This window comes from Noviherbaspirillum sp. Root189, assembly GCF_001428545.1.
Classification (GTDB): domain Bacteria; phylum Pseudomonadota; class Gammaproteobacteria; order Burkholderiales; family Burkholderiaceae_D; genus Noviherbaspirillum.
Window position 1 is genome coordinate 13,567 of record NZ_LMHZ01000056.1, and the last position, 20,641, is coordinate 34,207.

14 protein-coding genes are annotated in these 20,641 nt (G+C 56.9%); 4 read left to right on the plus strand and 10 right to left on the minus strand.

Annotated elements, in window-relative coordinates; translation table 11 throughout:
• Positions 1–3: 3 nt before the first annotated feature.
• From ASE07_RS22885 to ASE07_RS22915, 7 genes are all read right to left on the minus strand, one after another.
• Positions 4–1,497, minus strand: a complete 1,494-nt coding sequence (locus ASE07_RS22885) for an oligosaccharide flippase family protein (RefSeq protein ID WP_162256938.1) — start codon at positions 1,495–1,497, stop codon at positions 4–6.
• Positions 1,484–2,920, minus strand: coding sequence for an O-antigen ligase family protein (locus ASE07_RS22890; RefSeq protein WP_162256939.1), 1,437 nt, complete (start codon positions 2,918–2,920; stop codon positions 1,484–1,486). The genes ASE07_RS22885 and ASE07_RS22890 overlap by 14 nt, the downstream gene beginning before the upstream one ends.
• Before the next feature lie 306 nt (positions 2,921–3,226).
• The gene (gene fcl, locus ASE07_RS22895; protein ID WP_057293141.1) at positions 3,227–4,192 is read right to left on the minus strand and encodes a GDP-L-fucose synthase; all 966 of its coding nucleotides are present in this window, start codon (positions 4,190–4,192) and stop codon (positions 3,227–3,229) included.
• Between the two features lie 76 nt (positions 4,193–4,268).
• Complete coding sequence (gmd, locus tag ASE07_RS22900) at positions 4,269–5,381, minus strand: GDP-mannose 4,6-dehydratase (protein WP_057293430.1); 1,113 nt, start codon at positions 5,379–5,381, stop codon at positions 4,269–4,271.
• A gap of 71 nt (positions 5,382–5,452) precedes the next feature.
• Positions 5,453–6,451 carry a UTP--glucose-1-phosphate uridylyltransferase GalU gene (galU, locus tag ASE07_RS22905; protein WP_082584437.1) on the minus strand — a complete coding sequence of 333 codons (999 nt, stop codon included), beginning with the start codon at positions 6,449–6,451 and terminating at the stop codon, positions 5,453–5,455.
• A 28-nt stretch (positions 6,452–6,479) separates the two neighbouring features.
• Positions 6,480–6,884 carry a VanZ family protein gene (locus ASE07_RS22910; RefSeq protein ID WP_162256940.1) on the minus strand — a complete coding sequence of 135 codons (405 nt, stop codon included), beginning with the start codon at positions 6,882–6,884 and terminating at the stop codon, positions 6,480–6,482.
• A 129-nt stretch (positions 6,885–7,013) separates the two neighbouring features.
• A complete protein-coding gene (locus ASE07_RS22915) occupies positions 7,014–8,375 on the minus strand; it encodes an undecaprenyl-phosphate glucose phosphotransferase (RefSeq protein ID WP_235548581.1) in 1,362 nt (453 codons plus the stop codon).
• Between the two features lie 466 nt (positions 8,376–8,841).
• On the opposite strand from ASE07_RS22915, the gene ASE07_RS22920 reads away from it, so the two are divergent.
• The 4 genes from ASE07_RS22920 (at position 8,842) to ASE07_RS22935 (ending at position 14,440) form a co-directional block, all read left to right on the plus strand.
• On the plus strand, positions 8,842–9,243 hold the full coding sequence (locus ASE07_RS22920; protein WP_057293144.1) for a group II truncated hemoglobin: 402 nt from the start codon (positions 8,842–8,844) through the stop codon (positions 9,241–9,243).
• Positions 9,244–9,324: 81 nt separating this feature from the next.
• Complete coding sequence (rmuC, locus tag ASE07_RS22925; RefSeq protein WP_057293145.1) at positions 9,325–10,779, plus strand: DNA recombination protein RmuC; 1,455 nt, start codon at positions 9,325–9,327, stop codon at positions 10,777–10,779.
• Between the two features lie 175 nt (positions 10,780–10,954).
• Positions 10,955–12,268 (plus strand): hemolysin family protein, encoded by a 1,314-nt coding sequence (locus ASE07_RS22930; RefSeq protein WP_057293146.1) that lies wholly within the window; start codon positions 10,955–10,957, stop codon positions 12,266–12,268.
• A 168-nt stretch (positions 12,269–12,436) separates the two neighbouring features.
• Complete coding sequence (locus tag ASE07_RS22935) at positions 12,437–14,440, plus strand: acyl CoA:acetate/3-ketoacid CoA transferase (protein ID WP_057293147.1); 2,004 nt, start codon at positions 12,437–12,439, stop codon at positions 14,438–14,440.
• A gap of 14 nt (positions 14,441–14,454) precedes the next feature.
• On the opposite strand, the gene moaA is transcribed toward ASE07_RS22935, so the two are convergent.
• The 3 genes from moaA to ASE07_RS22950 form a co-directional block, all read right to left on the minus strand.
• Entirely contained in the window at positions 14,455–15,570 is a 1,116-nt protein-coding gene (moaA, locus tag ASE07_RS22940; protein ID WP_057293148.1) for a GTP 3',8-cyclase MoaA, read from the minus strand.
• A gap of 35 nt (positions 15,571–15,605) precedes the next feature.
• Positions 15,606–16,952 (minus strand): chromate efflux transporter, encoded by a 1,347-nt coding sequence (gene chrA / locus ASE07_RS22945; RefSeq protein WP_057293149.1) that lies wholly within the window; start codon positions 16,950–16,952, stop codon positions 15,606–15,608.
• Positions 16,953–17,169: 217 nt separating this feature from the next.
• On the minus strand, positions 17,170–20,169 hold the full coding sequence (locus ASE07_RS22950; protein WP_057293150.1) for an Rne/Rng family ribonuclease: 3,000 nt from the start codon (positions 20,167–20,169) through the stop codon (positions 17,170–17,172).
• Between the last annotated feature and the right edge of the window lie 472 nt (positions 20,170–20,641).

The window sequence follows — 20,641 nt, forward strand, 5'->3', positions numbered from 1 at the left end:
ACCTCATGAACGCAGACGGCGGGCCATCGACATCATCGCGGCACGTTCATCGACGCTGACAATAAAGAATAAGCCTGCCAGTCCCAATGTCACCAGCGCGGTGGACACGATTGCAATGGTGCTGACCAGACCGCCGGGGATCATCCACTTCAACGGAACCAGTACGCAGATGATCGCCGCGCCTATCGCCAGGCTGCGTCCAAATCCGCTGCGCAGGCTTTCGACAAAGGTGATCGGCACGGTACGGCCATGGACAAAGAGCAGGAAACCGACACCCAGCGCCAATGAAGACAGCAGATGTCCGGTGGCCGCACCGATGATTCCGCCAACATGTGTACCGATATAGACCATTGCGACACCCGAGATGCCATTGGCGAGCGCGAAGCGGCCGGTGACACGCGGATGACCGAGGGCGTCGTTGACGAGCGACGGTACGTTGGTCAGCGAATCGACAAGCAGGGCCAGCGTCATCAGCACCAGTACCGGGTATCCCTGGGAGACAAATTCTTCTCCCACCCAGCGGCGGAGGAATTCATCACCGGCAAGGACGATGACACCGAGGGCTGCAAGATTGATATAGGTTACGTAGCGGGTCACACCGAGATAGACCGGGCGCAGCTCACTGATGCGGCCAGCACCGGCCAGTGCGGATGCGCGGGGATAGATGACGCTCGACAAGCGATAGGTCAACCCGAGGATGCGTCCGGCGAGGGTCACAGGAACGGTATAGAAGGTGAGGGCAACTGGACCGGCGATCGCACCAACGATGACTTTGTCGGCATGCTGGTGCAAGGTAGACGCGATCTTGCTGAGATAGGCGTATGCGCTGAATGACGTCAGTGCGGCCCGCACGTCCGGTCGCGGCCAGCGAGGAGATAGAGCCAGGTCGAAGCCACGAATCAACCAGACCAGGTAAAGAATGTTCAACGCGGAAACACTGACACGCGCAATGATGACGCCGGCAACGCCGAAGCCTGCCACTGCGGCGCCAACCGAAGCGAGGTTAACCAGAATGCCGAAAAAAGCTTCGCTCTGTGCCGAACGGTCATAGCGCTGCAAGGCTTGTGGCACCACCAGCAGGTAGTTCTGGGCCTGTGTGAGTGCAAACCCGAGACCGGCCAGCTGGAACGCCAGGATGGTCTGCTCGCGCATTGCCGGAGACACTTCGAAAAAGCGTGCGACCAGCATATCGGCAGCAAAGAAAATGCCGAATGCACCGAGCAGGCCGAGGCAGCCGTAGAACATGATCCCAAACCAGAATGTTTCCGCAAAGCGCTCGCGATCATTGGCTGCATGATGCTCCGCGAGGTACTTGATGGAACCCGCGCTCAGGTTGATGTCCAGCACGCCGAAGTAGCCAATCAGCGAACCGACCAGGGTGACAATACCGAAACCCTCGACGCCGAGTGCGCCGATAAGCAGCGGCACGGTGGCCAGGGCCACCACCATGGGGATTGCGGAACCGCTCAGGTTCCAGAGAGAATTACGCAACAGCATATTGTGTCCGCATCTGATAGGTACGAACCTGCGCATGTTGCAGGCCGACTGCGACGAAAGGCATTGCCAGCGTCAGGCCAAACAGCATCATGGTTCGGAATTCGATAATCGGCGTGCCGATCAGCAAGGTCGGGATCCAGAACAGGAACCCTGCGAAGCCTGCATCAGCCAGCAGGCTCGCATTGCCGAAGACCGACTTCCTGTGACGCAGGTAGAAGGTGATGAAGGTGACGAGCATCGCGATGAACAGGCCGACGCCGAACAAACCGCTCTTCAGGATCAGGTGGCCGAAGCCGCTGTGCACGAAACCGAAGTCATCGCCGTGGTAGGACAGCAGTTCGCGGTCGCCCGTAAAGGTACCCCACGTGCCACGACCAAACAGCCAGTGGCCTTCCATGCTTTGCGCCGCTGCGTACAGCTCATAGAAACGGTTGTCCTTGATGCTGCCACGCGATGGCGCGATGTCGTAGATCAGCGATTGCAGGATGCCTCCACCGCTTGCCGTATTGAACTGCAGGCGGTGCTGGAAGAATACCGAAGCGACCATGGCCAGCAGGGCGGCGGCGGCTATCGCGAAGAACAGCTTGCGTCGAGCCGGAAGACGAAGGAAAAGAAACACGAACATCAGGCCGAGGCCGATCAGCGATGAGCGGCGGAACGAGAGCGCAACGGCCGCGACTTCAAGTGCCACCACGCCGAGCAGGAGGACTTTAGTGAAGATGTTCAGTTTTACCTGTGGCGTCGTCAGCAGCCATGCCGAGCAGAACGCGGCGAGAGCCGCAACGTAGTTATCGCTGATGTCGAAAAAGTAAATCTTGATATTGAGGCCTTCGAAATTCCGGTAAGGATTGGCTGTGTCGCCATCGAACAGGAAATAGCGAACGCCGCCGAACACGCCCCGTATCACGGCGATCGACAGAATCATGAAGATCAGGGTAGTCATGTCGCGATCTTTTTCAAACGCGCTGATGACAAGGAACATGAATACGAACATGTTCAGTACATTGAAGAACCCGTTCAGTCCCAGGATGACATTGAGGTCCTTGCCGATCATGAGCCCTACGACAACGTGTCCGGCCAGCATGAAGACGAAGGCCGCAAAATACTTAGTCATGGGCGGTGCCAGCTGTGGCCCGTACGGATTGGCGAGCCGCTTGATGAACAGGGCAAGTCCTGCGGTAAGAAGGACAAGGTTCAGCAGCGAGAAATAAAACAGACCCACGCCGCGCGAATAGATATTGCCGGATTGCGCCTCTACCTGTCCCCAGGTGGAATCGGCGAAGCCGAACAGAACCACTAGAAAGCCGAGGACAACCCATTTGGGCGCCTTGATAACGAATCCACATACGATCGGGATGACAATCAATGCCCCGATCACATTGGTCATGACTTCTGTTGGTGAAAGCGGTGGTGGTGTAATCATGGTTATGCTCGATGAGTGGAAGCGCGGCATCCTGAGACAGGCATACGTCCTGCGCCGGGCCGTCGACATGGCTTTGGGCTTGGTGTCGGCCGAGATGATGACGACTGCAGTGTCAGTTGCTGTTCGACTTCCTTGCTACCGTTTCTCCGTGTTGCGCCGCAGGCGGCATTGCCTGCGGCGACTTGGTCCTAGTACCGCCGCGGCAGCGATCCGCCGCAGTGTTTGTTTCAGTTTCCGTTTTTGTTCCGTCCCGCCATCCAGGCTTTGTACTTGTCGTCGTTTGCTTGACGGGAAGGGGCATTACGCCTATCCCTTGTAGTCTGCCTGAAAGTGCGCGTAGGTTTCCTTGATGCCTTCACCCAAGCGCATCCCGGGTCGCCAGCCGAGCGCAGTGAGCTTGGCTGTATTCATCAGTTTGCGCGGCGTACCGTCTGGCTTGCTCGTATCAAACTCGATGTCACCCTGGAAGCCGGTTGCTTTTCTTATGACTTCAGCAACTTCACGTATTGTGACGTCCTCGCCTGTGCCTACATTGATGTGGGACAACATTGGTGTGGTGTGTTTTTCATAGGTATCACGGTCCAGTTCCATGACGTGCAGGCAGGCATCCGCCATGTCGTCGACATACAGGAATTCGCGACGTGGCGTACCGGTACCCCAGATGGTGACCTTCTTCGCCCCGCTCAGTTTTGCTTCATGGAAGCGGCGGATCAGGGCCGGGATCACGTGGCTGTTTTCAGGGTGATAGTTGTCGCCGGGACCGTAGAGATTGGTCGGCATGACGCTGCGGTAGTCGGTGCCGTACTGACGGTTGTAACTTTCACACATCTTGATGCCGGCGATCTTTGCGATTGCGTAGGGTTCGTTGGTGGGTTCCAGCGGGCCGTTCATCAAGTACTCTTCGCGAATCGGTTGTTCTGCAAGGCGCGGATAAATGCACGACGAACCGAGGAACAGCAGACGCTTGACGCCGGCATGGTAAGCTTCATTGATGACGTTGGCCTGCACCATCATGTTGTCGTAGATGAACTCGGCAGGGTAGGTATTGTTGGCATGAATGCCGCCGACGCGCGCAGCGGCGAGGTAAACCTCATCGATCTGGTTTTCCGCGAAGAAAGCGCGAACCTGAGCCTGATCGGTCAGTTCAAGTTCGGAATGGGTACGGGTAATGATGTTGGTGTAATCGCGCTTGCGAAGTGCGCGCACAATGGCGGAACCAACAAGTCCACGGTGTCCGGCGACGTAAATACGTTTTTGTAGATTGGTTTTCATGTGCTTCCTTTTGATGGCTAATCGCAATCGCTGTAGCGGTTGAGAGCGGGTGGATCACAACCGATGTGGCGATCAATCAAACGTTGTATGCATGTGATGCATGGTCGTGCTGCTGGAAGAAATGGTCCTTCCCTGCGGACTCGAGATCAGCCCGGACCATCTCCCTTACCAGTTCTTCAAAACTCACCTTGGGTTTCCACCCAAGCTTTTCCCTGGCCTTTGTCGCGTCGCCGAGCATGCTGTCGACTTCCGTGGGACGGAAGTAACGCGGATCGATGCGTACGATGACTTGCCCCTTGGCTACGCCTTTATGCGTGCCGGGATCAACAACGGCGGCGGTTTCTTCGAGACCTTCCCCCGTCCACTCGATACGCAGGCCGAGTTCACTGGCGGCGGCATTGATAAAGTCGCGCACGCTGTGCTGAATGCCTGTGGCAATGACAAAGTCTTCCGGCTTGTCCTGTTGCAGCATGCGCCACTGCATCTCGACATAATCCTTTGCATGACCCCAGTCGCGCCGTGCGTTCAGGTTGCCGAGATAAACGCAGTCCTGATGTCCGAGCACAATGCGCGCCAGGCCGCGCGTGATCTTGCGCGTGACAAAGGTCTCGCCGCGCAAGGGCGATTCATGGTTGAAAAGAATGCCGTTGCAGGCATACATGCCATAGGCTTCGCGGTAGTTCACCGTCATCCAGTGCGCATACAGCTTGGCGATTGCATACGGGCTGCGCGGCTTGAACGGGGTATCTTCTGATGCAGGCGCATCGTGTACGTCGCCGTACATTTCTGACGTCGACGCCTGATAGAAACGGGTTTTCTTTTCCAGCCCGAGACGCCGCAGTGTTTCGAGGATGCGTAGCGGCCCCAAGGCATCGGAATTGGCCGTGTATTCCGGTTCCTCGAACGATACCGCGACATGGCTTTGCGCTGCGAGGTTGTAGATCTCGTCTGGCTGTGTTTCCTGGATGATCCGCAGCAGTGAAGTCGAGTCGGTCATATCACCGTGGTAGAGAATGAAACGTCGCTCTTCTTCCTGCGGCCCTTGATACAGATGATCGATACGCTCGGTATTGAATTTCGACGTGCGGCGTTTGATACCGTGCACGATGTAACCCTTGCCAAGCAGGAACTCGGCGAGGTAGGCGCCGTCCTGTCCGCTGACACCGGTGATCAGTGCTACCTTGCGCACCGGTTCGGAACGTGTCGGCACCAGATGATCTGGTACTTGCGGATTGGTTGTCATCGGGGATTCCTTGGTGTTCATGATTTAACCTGCAGTGGCTGTTGCATTGGCATTGGTATAGGTATTGACATTGGGTTAGGCCGGTGGTTTGCCGGCGCGCCAGGCGTTGTTGTGTCCGTAGAAAAAATGGCTTCCACGGCGTGTCCGAATGGAAGGTGCTGCAGGAAGGCGCGAAACTCATCACGTACTTCCGGATGCCGAAGTGCGAACTGCACAGTCGCCTGCAGATAACCGAACTTCGTGCCGCAGTCGTAGCGGATGCCTTCAAACTGATAGGCCATTACCTGCTCGCTGGCGAGCAGGCTGCCGATAGCATCTGTCAGGTGTAACTCGCCACTGGGGCTCGGACGCAGATTGCGCAGATGTTCGAAGATGGCAGGCGTGAGAATGTAGCGGCCTACCACGCCAAGTGTTGAGGGCGCGTTCTCTGGCGCAGGCTTTTCCACGATGCCGTGCATCTTGATCAGACGTTCTTCATGCGTACTGCCTGCGATGACGCCGCATGTGCGGCTATGCTCGCGCGCAATGATTTCGACACCGATAACGCTGTTACCCAGCTTTTCATACTGCGCCACCATCTGGCTGATCACCGGTGTCTGGGAATCGAGCAAGTCATCCGCGAGAATGACGGCAAACGCTTCGTCCTTGATCAGGCGCTCGGCACACAGTACTGCGTGGCCAAGCCCAAGCGCTTCTTCCTGACGTACATAGAAACACTCGACGTGCTCCGGCTTGATGCTTCGGATCATGTGGAGCAGGGTCTCTTCATTTCGTGCTTCGAGTTCTGCTTCCAGTTCCAAGGCCTTGTCGAAGTGGTCTTCGATCGCACGCTTGTTGCGCCCGGTGACAAAGATCATTTCGGTGATGCCTGCGGCAATGGCTTCTTCGACTGCATACTGGATCAGCGGCTTGTCGACGATCGCCAGCATTTCCTTCGGACTGGTCTTGGTGGCGGGCAGGAAGGACGTGCCTACGCCCGCAACAGGAAATACCGCTTTGGTAATCTTCTTCGGCATAATGTTCTTGTTCGGAAAGGACATGGAGTTACGGCTTTCGCGCCGGGCGGTAGTTAATTCGCTCGATACGCAAAGCGTGGCGCGCCGTGATGACCGGATGAAGAAGCATCAGCATGCCGACACAGGTCAAGGCAGCCAGCATGTCGAACTTCCAGTCCAGCCAGTTCGGATTGCGATATGGAAGGGCAAGCTGGATCATTTCGTCGATGCAGCCAAGAACAAAGATGAAAGCCAGGGTACGCAATGCGCGAGCCGCCGGCGCGCCACGCAAGCCGGCGTACACCAGCGTGCTGATCAACGCATAAGCAGTGAAGTGCAACAGCTTGTCGTAGAAGACAGCCGACAGCGCGTTTGCTGTATCCGACACGGCACCGATAGCGACCAGCACGCAGAAGAAGGCGATGGCGGCGATCAGGCAAGATCTCTGCGACATACTTGAAGAAGCTGTCCCCGCGGTGTCATTGCGTTCAAAATTTTGCATAAATGTTTGCTTGTCCATTGTGGTGTCTGGTGGGTAAGTCGCACCATGGTGCAGCTCGCAAGGTCAGAATGTGGTCCTGACTCAGTACGCGTTCTTGCCGGTCCATCCCTTAAACGCGGTCCAGATGATGATCCGCACATCCATCCAGAGCGACCAGTGCTGGATGTAATGCAGATCGAATTCGACGCGACGGGCCATCTTGTCGACGGTGTCGGTTTCACCACGGTGGCCGTGAATCTGTGCCCATCCGGTAATCCCGGGCTTGACTCGATGGCGCAACATGTAGGTTTCGAGGAGGTCTTTGTACATCTCGTTGTGCTGCAGGGCATGTGGGCGTGGACCGACGACCGACATGTCGCCTAGCAGGACGTTGATGAACTGAGGAAGTTCATCCAGGCTGGTGCGGCGCAGGAAACCGCCAATGGGCGTGATGCGCGGGTCGTTCTTGGTAGCCTGCGTCACGGTGTTCTGCTCCTGGTGTACCTTCATGGTCCTGAACTTGTACACCTTGAATTCACGACCGTTCAAGCCGAGACGAGGCTGACGGAACAACACCGGCCCCGGCGAGCTCTGCTTGATCAGAATAGCGATCACGACGAACAGCGGCAGTAGCAGGATGAGTGCAACGATGGCAAAGGTGCGATCAAACAGGTCCTTGACAATGCCATTCACGCCGCTGGAGATGGGCTGGTTAAGGTCGACGACAGGCAGGCCGAGGAAGTTACCCATCTTGTTGCCGAGCATGTGAAGGCCGAGGATGTCCGGTACCCAACGAATATCAACCAGGGTATTGCGTAACTGGTACTGCAATTCCTGCAGACGCGGCGATGCCATCAGCGGCAACGTAATCCAGATTTCATGGATATGGTTGGCAACCACGTAGTCGTGGATTTGCTTGGCATCGTTGATGCGAGTGATGGAAGGATCGAGAATCTTGTCGACGTCTTCCGGATCTGCGCATACGGCCTTGACGTCATAGCCGGTCCAGTCCTGTTGTAAAGCGCGGCGATGCATTTCCCTACCTGTGTTGCCATAGCCGACGATCACTACGCGCTTGTTGTTGAGTCCCTTGGCGCGCAGATAGCGCAGGACGTAGTAGACGATGAATCGGAACAGCGCAAGCGACGCCAACCCGCTGGCATACCAGTAAAACATCCACAAGCGCGATACATTGCCGACGTGGTGGACCAGAAAGCTGAAGAACAGACCGATCAGCAGAACAACTCCCCAGGCTGCGCCAAGGCGGACAAACATGTCGGGCAGCGAACGTCCGCGCCAGGATGTGTACAACTCGAACTGAGGAAACAGCAGGAAAGCAAGGGCGCTGCAGAAATGCAGCAGTACGGTATGGATCGGTGGTGTGTCCGCCAGGGGTACATGGAAATGGATCAGGCTTGCCAGCCCACCAGCGATTTCCAGTATCAGGATATCCATGAGACGCATGGATAATTCCAACCGGGAAGAATTCGTGATCATCAAGTCTCGCATGGTGTTTCTACCAGGTATGTCGATTACAACAATCTCAAGCCTCTGATCGCCCGTTGCGTTATGCTTTGCACACGTTCCGGAGCTGTCGGCCGAGCTCTTTTCATTTGGAAATAAGTTGCCCGGAAATCCCTTTCGGGTGGTGTTTCCGTATTACCTTTTAAACAATGGTAATCATTAAACTAGAGGGGAAATTGCTAAGTAGTCTTTACTTGCGAAGCCTCAAAGCAGTGGTTGCCACACGTCAAACTTGCTGTTGCGAAGTATCAAAAACACGCAACAAGTGCTTAAAAAATAGGCATTATTTCCATATGGAAGCGTGCATGCGCGCGGCAATTAACGCTGCTTGACGGAACATTCAGGGCGATGAGAATGGGCTGATTTCAATTCCGTCAGGACATTCGAATGCGTTATCATTCAACTTATGACTACCGAAGAAACGCAACAATCGACCGTGTTCGAACGCATCGGCGGGGCGGAAAAAATCCGCGAACTCGTTGATCGCTTTTACGACCTGATGGAACTCGAACCCGAATTTGCATTGATACGCGGATTGCATCCGACACCAATGGACGGTTTGCGTGACAAACTCTATTGGTTTCTCTGTGGCTGGACCGGCGGGCCGGATATGTATGTCGAGCGCTTTGGTCATCCGCGTCTGCGCGCACGGCATCTTCCTTACGCGATCGCCTCGCAGGAACGCGATCAATGGCTGCGCTGCATGGCCTTCGCCATGCAGGATGTCGGCATCGAAGAAGGTTTGCGGGACCGGCTATTGCATTCCTTCCATCAGACTGCCGACTGGATGCGTAACAAGGCTGGCTGATTCGACAGGCCGCAATTTGCATTCTGCAGATTGCGATGTGCAATTGCATTCAACTTCTTCACCCTTGCAGGGTCAACACCCATGACTTCCACTGAATTGATCCTCGTGATTGCGGCAACGGTGATCGTGCTTCTACAACTTGCGATCCTGTTGCGTCCACGCGGTACCGAGAGCGAGGCGCAACTCGTGCATCTTCAGAATGAACTGCAGCGTCATCAGCAGCAAACCGGCGAAAGGCTGGAACGTGAGCTTCGTAATGAAGTACGTTCTGCCGCGCAAAGCACCCGACAGGAAATGGGCGGCAACTTCACGCAATTCCAGCAGGCGCTATTGGGACAGTTCACCAACGTCGCACGATTGCAGAACAGCCAGATCGACAGTTTTGCGCAACAACTTGCCAAGCTCAATGAAGCAAATGCGCAGCAACTTGAGGCCATGCGTCAGGCGATTACGGCACAGGCACATGCCGCGCGTGAAGAGCAGGCTAGTTCACTCAAGCGCTTCGGCGATTCCCTGAACCAGGGGCTGGCGCAGCTGACCGAATCCAATTCGCAACGCATGGGAGAAGTGCGCGCCACGCTGGAAGCAAAAATTCGCGATCTGCAGACTGACAACGGTACGCGCCTTGAAGAAATGCGCCGGACGGTCGACGAAAAACTGCATGCGACGCTGGAACAGCGTCTTGGTGAATCTTTCAAGCTGGTCTCGGACAGGCTGGAGAAAGTCCACCAGGGATTGGGCGAGATGCAACAGCTCGCCATTGGCGTGGGTGACCTCAAGCGTGTGCTGACCAATGTAAAGACCCGGGGAACGTGGGGCGAAGTGCAACTGGGGATGCTGCTTGAGCAAGTATTGACGCCGGATCAGTACGGGAAGAATGTAGAAACCGTGCCTGGCACCGGAGAGCGGGTTGAATTTGCCATCCGTCTGCCAGGACAGGACGATACCGCACGCCCGGTATGGATGCCAATCGATGCCAAGTTTCCGAAGGAACAGTACGAACGTCTAGCTGAAGCAGCCGAGCACGCTGATGCCGATGGCGTGGCGACCGCCGGGCGCGACCTGGAGCGTGCAATCCGCATCGAAGCAAAAACCATTGCCGAGAAATACCTGTCGCCACCGCTGACGACAGACTTCGCCATCCTGTTCCTGCCGACCGAAGGACTCTACGCGGAGGTTATGCGTCGTCCCGGCCTTGCCGATGAATTGCAGCGTGTATGCCGAGTTACGATCGCCGGCCCTTGCACGTTGTCGGCGTTGCTGAACAGCCTGCAAATGGGCTTCCGCACGCTGGCGCTTGAGAAGCGCTCATCGGAAGTCTGGCAGGTGCTAGGCGCGGTCAAGACGGAGTTCGGCAAATTCGGCGACGTCCTTGCGGCTACCAAAACGACGCTGGAGCGCGCGGCAAAGAATATCGAACAGGCCGAGACGAGGACGCGCCAGATGACGCGCAAGCTTAAGTCGGTGGAAGCTTTACCTTCCGAAACGGCACAACTCGTGCTCGGGACCGCTACGTCCGACATGGCGGAAGAATAGAAATCGGACCCTTAACGCTGATCAGCGCAAAACTGTGGCGTAAGCGATGAACCGCCGGTCTGCCGACGCGTCTGTATTCGTCGGTGTTTTGTGATAAGTTCTATCCATCATTGCATCATTGCATCGCGGCACGTGGCCACTGCCACCAATTCTTGCGTCTTTACGTCCGTAGCCTATGGAAATCGCCATCTTATTTGGCCTGATTATTATCAATGGCATCTTCGCGATGTCGGAAATTGCGCTGGTGACGGCGCGCAGGGCACGACTGCAGCGGCTTGCCGACGCAGGGGATGCGGCAGCCGCGGCGGCAATTCAGCTTGGCGACGATCCCAATCGGTTTCTGTCAACGGTGCAGATCGGTATTACCTCAATCGGTGTGCTCAACGGTATCGTCGGTGAAGCAACCTTGGCGCAACCCTTTGGCAACTGGCTGGTCAAGATGGGCATTGAGCCTCCGACCTCGCAGTATCTCGCTACCGGCCTGGTGGTTGTCTGCATCACGTATTTTTCGATTGTGCTCGGCGAACTCGTTCCTAAGCGGTTGGGACAGATCAGCCCGGAACCGATTGCACGTCTTGTCGCCCGGCCCATGCTATGGCTGGCCGCCATCACCAAGCCCTTCGTCAAACTGTTGTCGGGTTCTACGCAACTGATGCTGCGTTTTTTCGGTGTTCGGGAAAATACCGAACCGAGCGTTACACAAGAAGAAATCAACCTGATGCTAGCCGAGGGGTCCAGCGCAGGGGTAATTGAGCATCATGAACACCAGATGGTACGCAACGTGTTCCGATTGGACGATCGCCAGATCGCTTCGCTGATGGTTCCACGCAGCGACATTGTGTACTTCGACGTTGAACAGCCGCTAGAGGAAAACCTCAAGCGCTTCGAACGCAGCGACCATTCTCGCTATCCGGTCGTGCGTGGCGGATGGAATGAAGTGCTTGGCGTTGCCAATGCACGCCAGTTACTCGCTCAAAGCCTGCGCGGCGAAAAACCCAGCCTCGATACCAGCCTGCAACCTGCAGTGTTTGTGCCTGAATCGCTGACCGGGATGGAGTTGTTAGAAAACTTCAAAAACTCAGGTGTGCAGCTGGCGTTCATCGTGGATGAATACGGTGAAGTGCAGGGCATCGTCACCCTGCAGGACGTGATGGAAGCCATCACCGGAGAGTTCAAGACGCATCGCGCCGAAGATGCCTGGGCCGTGCAGCGCGAAGATGGCTCATGGCTGCTGGATGGACTGATTCCAATCCCGGAACTCAAGGACAGGTTAAGCCTTAAGGGCGTACCGGAAGAAGAACGCGGACGCTACAACACCCTGAGCGGGATGATGATGCTGCTGCTCGGACGCATTCCGGCGACGGCGGATCAGTGCGAATGGGAAGGCTGGACCTTTGAGATCATGGATCTGGATGGAAAACGGATTGATAAGGTTCTTGCGACGCCAAAACAGGCTGAGACTGAATCAGTTGCCACGCCCGAACCGTAGAGAACCCTCCAAACCCGGCGCGGCACGAACTGCCATGCGGTTGCCAAAATCATAACCATGCCGTGTTGTCAATATCGTCGATTGCTATCGTAATTGCTCCGCGCCGAAATGCTGTTGCTTACGGCATAATCTGCCGCATACCGCATGTAGTCCACCACGGAGGAACCCATGGTACATCGCATCTCCGACCCGATGTCGGGAGGATCCCGGCCATCGCACCGGCATAAGATTGTCACCGCCGCCGAGGCGGTGCGTCTGATTCACAATGGCGATACCATCGCGACCGGCGGCTTCGTGGGAATCGGCTTTGCCGAAAACATTGCGGTTGCACTGGAAAAACGCTTCCTCGAAAGCGAGGAAGAACTGCTCGGTAAAGGCACACCGTCCAACCTGACACTGATCTATGCCGCCGGACAGGGCGACGGTAAAGATCGTGGACTCAATCACCTTGGCCACGAAGGCCTGGTCAAGCGCGTTATCGGCGGGCATTGGGGATTGGTGCCCAAGCTTCAGCAGCTGGCCATTGCCAATAAAATCGAAGCGTACAACCTGCCACAGGGTGTCATTACCCATCTCTTCCGCGACATCGCAGCAGGCAAACCGGGCGTGCTCTCCGAGGTGGGCCTCGGCACCTTCGTCGATCCACGACATGGCGGCGGCAAGATCAATGAATCGACCACCGAAGATCTGGTCGAGTTGATGACGATTGGCGGCAAGGAATACCTTTTTTACAAAGCCTTGCCAATCAACGTGGGCATTATCCGGGGCACTACCGCCGATCCCGACGGTAATGTCACCATGGAAAAAGAAGCGCTGACGCTGGAAGCTCTGGCCATTGCCATGGCAGCGCACAACTCCGGCGGCATTGTGATCGTACAGGTGGAGCGTATTGCCGAAAGCGGCTCGCTCAATCCACGCCAGGTAAAGATCCCGGGAATTCTCGTGGATTGCGTCGTCGTCGCGGAAAAGCCGGAATACCAGATGCAGACCTTCGTCGAACCCTATAGTCCGGCATTTGCCGGCGAAATGCGGGTGCCAATGTCATCGATCCAGCCAATGGAAATGAGCGAGCGCAAGATTATTGCCCGCCGCGCACTTCTGGAAATCAAGCCGAACAATGTCGTCAATCTCGGTATCGGCATGCCGGAAGGCGTGGCTGCCGTCGCCGCGGAAGAAAAGGTGCTAGACCTCGTTACCCTCACGGCAGAGCCTGGGGTCATTGGCGGCATCCCCGCAGGCGGGCTGAATTTTGGCGCCGCGACAAATGCCGAGGCGATTATCGATCAGCCTTATCAGTTTGATTTTTATGATGGCGGTGGACTCGACGTCGCTTTCCTCGGACTGGCCCAGGCCGATCGCCACGGCAATCTGAATGTCAGCAAATTTGGTCCCCGGCTCGCCGGGGCCGGCGGTTTCATCAATATCAGCCAGAATGCCAAAAAGGTCGTCTTTGTCGGCACATTTACCGCCGGCGGTCTGGATATCGCGATCGCGGATGGCAAGCTCGCCATCCGGCGTGAAGGCGTGGCGCAAAAATTTGTCGAGGAAGTGGAGCACCGCACCTTCAGCGGCGACTATGCGATGCAGCGTGGCCAATCAGTGCTCTACATTACCGAGCGTTGCGTGTTCCGTCTGGTGCATGCCGGACTGGAAGTCATCGAGATTGCACCGGGCATCGACCTTGAACGCGATGTGCTGTCGCAGATGAACTTCAGACCGGTAGTCAGTCCCGACCTGAAGTTAATGGACGCCAGAATTTTCAGGCCGAACCCGATGGGACTGCGCAATGACATTCTCTACCTGCCGCTAGCGCAACGGCTAACGTACAGCCAAAAACGGAATATCTTCTTTGTGAACTTCGAAGGTTTCGAAGTACGCAACGTCGCGGATATCGAAGCGATCCGTGAACATGTCTGCGCGTTGCTGGCGCCGTTAGGCAAAAAAGTGCCTGCCGTCATCAACTATGACAACTTTGCAATCACGCCCGAGTTGCTCGATACCTATGTCGATATGGTGCACGAACTGTCGGCATGCTATTACAGCCGTGTGACCCGCTATACCAGCAGCGCTTTCATGCGCAGCTATTTTGGCAGCGCGTTCAAACGGCATGATGCCGAGCCGTCACTGTATGCGAGCCAGGAAGAAGCGTTTTCGCATCTGAACGAGAGGTAGGGACTGAAAGGCGGTCAGCCACCGATGTAAGACATCTCCACCTTGCGTACAGCCTGTGTAAGGCCTTCCGTGCTGGCGGTGCGAAGTTCGGAATAACGATCCGAGCGTGCACGCCACAAGTGCGCAATCACAGTTGAAATTTCTTCATCGCTGCGACCGGCACGCACCAGTGCACGCAAATCATGTCCACTCGTTGCAAACAGGCAGGTGTAGAGCTTGCCTTCGGTCGACAGGCGTGCCCGCGTACAGTCATGGCAGAATGCCTGCGTGACGCTGGAGATGACGCCAATCTCACCGCTGCCATCTTTGTACTGCCAGCGCTCCGCCGTTTCCCCGGTATAGTTCGGCTCGATTTCCTGCAATGGCATCTCAGCACCGATGCGGCGTACCACTTCGGCAGAGGGAATGACCTCGTCCATTTTCCAGCCGTTGCTGGCGCCCACGTCCATATACTCGATAAAGCGAAGAATGAAAGGCGAGCCCTTGAAGTAGCGTGCCATCGGAACGATCTCCTGATCGTTCATGCCACCCTTGACGACCATATTGATCTTGATCGGACCAAGGCCGACGCGGTGGGCTTCTTCGATGCCGCGCAGCACATCGGCAACCGGGAAGTCGACATCGTTCATACGGCGGAAGGTGGCCTCGTCCAATGAGTCGAGCGATACCGTGACGCGTTGCAGACCGGCGTCTTTCAAGGCTTGCGCCTTGCGTGCCAGCAGGGATGCGTTGGTAGTCAGGGTCAAATCGAGCGCCGCGCCGTCGGGTGTTTTCAGGTCGCTCAGCATCGCGATCAGCTTTTCCAGGTTTTTGCGCAGGAGCGGCTCGCCGCCGGTCAGACGAATCTTGCGAACACCATGTGCCACAAAAATCTTTGCAATGCGGGTAATTTCCTCGAACGACAACAGGGAAGAATGCGGCAGGAATGCATAGTTCTTGTCGAACACTTCTTTCGGCATGCAGTAGACGCAGCGGAAATTACAGCGATCGGTCACTGAAATCCGCAGATCCTGCAATGGGCGCGCAAGCGTGTCCGACAGCAGGCCATTCGGCGCTTCCAGCGTCGACGGGACGACCGGCGCCGTATTGAGCAGGCGGTGGTCGGCGAGAGGAATGATTCGTTCAGCCATGCTATTCGTTGCGTTGTAAGGATTTCAGGCGGTTCCTAGTGCAGATAAGATACCACGAGCCCCGCGACTGCACAGGCTCCGATTAGTTTGATTGTGCCTACCTTGTAGCGAAAGAGCGCCACGGCTGCTGTGAGGGCAATCAGCATTGCGGAAATGTCCCACCCGCCGGGCATCTGCGCAACGCGAAAGACGTGCTCGCCAAAAAATACGGCAAGGCTGACGATTACGCCGACCACTGCGGCTGAAATTGCGGTGAGGGGCGCGGTGAGCCGAATATTGCCGCGGGTGGATTCTACGAGCGGGCCGCCCACCAGGATAAAAATAAAAGAGGGTAGAAACGTAAAGAAGGTCGCCACCGAGGCGCCCGCCCATCCGGCGAGCAGAGTGCTTCCCGGGCCGAATATCTCCTTGGTCCAGCCACCAACGAAACCGATGAAGGCGACGATCATGATCAAGGGTCCCGGCGTCGTTTCACCAAGGGCAAGACCATCAATCATCTGCACCGGAGATAGCCAGTGAAAGTTGGTGACGGCGCCCTGGTAAACATAGGGAAGGACGGCATAGGCGCCACCGAAGGTCAGCATCGCGGCCTTGGTAAAAAACCAGCCCATTTGAGTCAATACACCGTCGATACCGAAACGGCTGGCCAGCATTGCCCAGCCTGCAAGACCGAGGGCCAGACCGGATGCTGCAACTACAACCAGCTTGGCCCAGGAAAATCTGGCGTGATCCGGTGTTGGTGTCGTGTCGTCTATCAGTGCCGGGCCATATGACGTCTTGACCGAATTGGCATGCCCGCCAGCCGTACGGAATTTTTCAGGATGCCAGCGCCCACCTGCAAAACCAATGACGGCGGCGGCCAGGACGATCAGGGGAAAGGGGATGCGCGCAACGGTAATGGCAAGGAATGCGGCGATGGCGATGCTGATTAGTACGCCATTTTTTAAGGTACGCGACCCGATACGCCATGCAGCGGCGAGGACGATGGCGACAACCGCCGGTTTGATTCCGTAGAGGACACCGGCAATCACCGGGACGCTGCCAAAAGCCAGATAAATCCATGACAGCACGCCGAGAAGCAGCAGCGATGGCAGTACGAACAAGACGCCGGCAAGCACACCACCCCAGGTCCGGTGCATCAACCATCCGATATAGATGGCCAGCTGCGTAGCTTCCGGCCCAGGCAGGAGCATGCAGTAGTTAAGCGCATGCAGGAAACGCTGCTCGGAAATCCAGCGTTTTCGTTCGACCAGGTCAGTATGCATGATGGCTATTTGCCCAGCCGGACCGCCAAAACTGATGAACCCAAGTTTCAGCCAGTACCAGAAAGCTTCCTGGACTGAAACGGCAGCGGGACGACTGAGGTGGTGGGGTAAGGTCATAACGCAGTGCAAGAAGATACGTGGCGAACGCCGCATATATTGCGCGACGATTTATCCTTCAGGCAAGAAAAAAGGGAGCGCAGCTCCCTTTTTTCAGATTTGCAGGCATCGAATTGTGTATTCCGGCCAATATCGGCTCGACTTCCTTTTGGCTCGGAACGATCATTCGGCGAACAAAGCCGGGGAATTCCATTAATCAATGGAATTCCCGACTTTATCAGCGACGTGTTTCTACCTGAACCAGCGGTTCGTTCGACACTGGCGGCAACGGCTTACGCTCACGCGGCACATGCGGGGCGGGAGCAATTGCTGCCGAGGCTTCCTGTGCGGCACGCAGTTTGAGCGGATCGGTTACTGCGAGCGTCAGTCCAGCCTTCGCCAGCATGTCTTGCAAGCTATCCGCTTGCATCGACGCCGGCGCGACAGATACAGGCGCTTGCGCGGCGACAGGTTCCGGCACCGGCACAGGAGCCGGCACTGGGGCAGGTTCCGGGACAGGTACAGGAACTGGGGTCGGGGCGGCAACAGGCTCAGGTACGGGAGCCGGTGCTGGTGCTGGTTCCGCGGCAGCTTCGGCCATCGACTCTGCAGCGACTGGCGCTTCAATGGTCTGGGCCGGAGTGACTACCTGTTCAGCCGGTGCGGAGTACGCTTCGGCAACAGGCGTTGCTTCGGCCGGTTGAACCGGTTGCTCAGCGGCGGCGGTATCGCTGCCTGCAGTTCTGGTTGGCAGGGTAAAGGCCGATGTGGACGCTGCATGGTCCACCCGCTGAACTTCGGGCACCGGGGTCACGGTGGCAACCTTGACCGGCGAGGTCGCCTCGGTCACTTCGGTAATTTCCAATTGAACCGGTTGTTCGTCCGTTGTAGCTGCAGTTGCAGTTACAGTTGCGTCCGCATTTTCCTGCTCGCTGCCTGTTCCGCTGAACTCCATGCCTTCGCGTTCACGTCGGTTACGGTTGCGGCCGCCACGACGGCGACGGCGACGGCGTTCTTCGCCTTGTTCGCCTGACTCGTTTTCGCCACCTTCCAGGCCGGCAAATGTTTCAACGTCGGAAGCGGTGAGATCAACCGAGGCAAGGGGAACTGCCGCAGAAATGCCTGCCGCCTGAGCGACGTTCAACAGTTCTTCGGGTGCTGCTGTTTCCTTGCGCTCTTCGCGCTGGCGCTGCTGACGCTCACCACGCTCACGTTTTCCTTCATTTCCTTCACGGGCTTCACGCTCGCGGCCTTCACGTGGCTCACGTGCCTCTTTCGGTTCGCGTCCCTCTTTCGGCTCGCGTGGTGGGCGAGGCTGGCGTGGTTCACGCTGTGGCGGTTGCACGTCGGTTGCTGGTGCGACCGTCTGTTTAGTTGTGGTTTCTTCACGCTCCTCATTGCGGTCGCGACCACGGCCGCGGCCACGATTGCGATTGCGTCCAGTGCGGTCATTCCGCTCACGGCTTTGCTGGGGCTTTTCTTCGACCACCGGGGCCGGCGCGGCGACCGGGGCAACCGGCTTCTTGCGGAAGAAGCCAAACATGCGGCTGAAGAAACCTTCTTCGGCCGGCTGCATGACCGGGGCTGGGATGGGAGCAGGCTGGACCGGCTTGCGTTCGACGATCGGTGCCGGTTGGTCGGGAGTGATTCCCTTGACCACGGCTTCCTGGCGCGGACGCAATTCTTCTTTCTGGCGCTTCTCATAGCTGATGTCGGTGTCAGCTTCCTCAGCCATATCGTAGCTGGCCTGCACTTCTTCCAGGCGCGGATCGTCATGCTTGATCCGTTCAAGCTTGTAATGCGGAGTTTCGAGATGCTTGTTGGGAATCAGGATGATCGTCACACGATGGCGTGTTTCGATTTTCAGGATTTCGCCACGTTTTTCGTTCAGCAGGAATGCCGCTACGTCAACCGGCGCCTGAACGTGGATGGCGGCGGAATTTTCCTTCATCGACTCTTCCTGGATAATGCGCAGGACTTGCAATGCGGAGGATTCGGTATCGCGGATATGCCCAGTGCCGTTGCAGCGCGGACAGGTCACATGGCTGCCTTCGGACAGTGAGGGACGCAGGCGCTGACGGGAAAGCTCCATCAGGCCAAAACGGGAAATCTTGCCCATCTGAACGCGGGCGCGGTCATAGCGCAGGGCGTCCTTGAGGCGGGTTTCTACTTCACGCTGGTTCTTGGCATTCTCCATGTCGATGAAGTCGATCACAATCAGGCCACCCAGGTCGCGCAGGCGCAACTGGCGCGCAACTTCGTCGGCGGCTTCAAGATTGGTATGGAGTGCAGTTGTCTCGATGTCACTGCCGCGAGTCGCGCGTGCCGAGTTGACGTCGATGGACACCAGGGCTTCGGTGTGGTCGATGACGATAGCGCCACCGGAGGGAAGGGGAACCGTGCGGGAGTAGGCGGTTTCGATCTGGTGTTCGATCTGGAAGCGGGAGAACAGCGGCACGTCGTCGCGGTAGCGCTTGACCCGGTGCACCATGTCCGGCATCACGTGGCTCATGAACTGCTGGGCCTGTTCGTAGATGTCATCGGTGTCGATCAGGATTTCGCCGATATCAGGCTGGAAATAATCGCGGATCGCGCGAATTACCAGCGAGGACTCCTGGTAAATCAGGAAAGCGCCTGGGGCCGATTTGCCGGCGCCTTCGATGGCGCGCCACAATTGCATCAGGTAATTCAGGTCCCACTGCAGTTCTTCGACGTTGCGGCCGATCCCGGCGGTACGGGCAATGACGGACATTCCGGACGGCAGATCCAGCTTGTCCATGGTTTCGCGCAATTCCTGGCGGTCCTCTCCTTCGACCCGGCGCGAGACGCCGCCACCTCGGGGGTTGTTCGGCATCAGGACTAAGTAGCGGCCAGCCAGCGAAATGAAGGAGGTCAGTGCGGCGCCCTTGTTGCCGCGCTCTTCCTTTTCGACCTGGACCATGATTTCCTGGCCTTCGCGCAGCGCTTCCTTGATGGAGGCGTTACGGACGTCGACGCCATCCTTGAAATAACTACGGGCTACTTCCTTGAAGGGAAGGAAGCCATGACGTTCTTCGCCGTAATTGACAAAGCAGGCTTCCAGCGAGGGTTCGATACGGGTAATGATGCCCTTATAGATATTGGACTTGCGTTGCTCGCGCCCCGTTGTCTCGATATCAATATCGATGAGCTTCTGCCCATCGACAATCGCCACGCGCAGTTCTTCCTGCTGCGTAGCGTTAAACAACATGCGTTTCATTTTTTGTGCTCCGTGACTCTGAGGTCATTTTTAGTGCCACATCCGGCGAAGTCGCCAACGTGGCCAAGGTACAGGGATGTACGCGAGAACGGAGAGCTTGAGAGAGGTAAAGCCTTAGTGTGCGGGAGCGCGATACAGACACAAATGCGCTGGGACCACAACGGGGCGCGGATGGAATTGAACAGCCTGCCGAACGCACGCTTCATCCGCGTTGCGCATGTCGAACGAGTCGAGCGCAACGGCGGGCAGCGAGCAGTAAATTTGAGCCAAACACATCATGGGTCAAGCAGAATCGGCAAACAGGGGTCAACCACATCAACCAGCGAGCAACCTGTCAACAGCAGCGTTCGCGCCGCGCTTGAGCCAATCCTGAAGCGATGCCCGCCATACCTTGTGCATGGCGGCGCGTCTCCTCCGACTTTGGTCCCGTATGCGCCAACGAATCCTGCCGTACAGGCGTGCTTGCCGGACT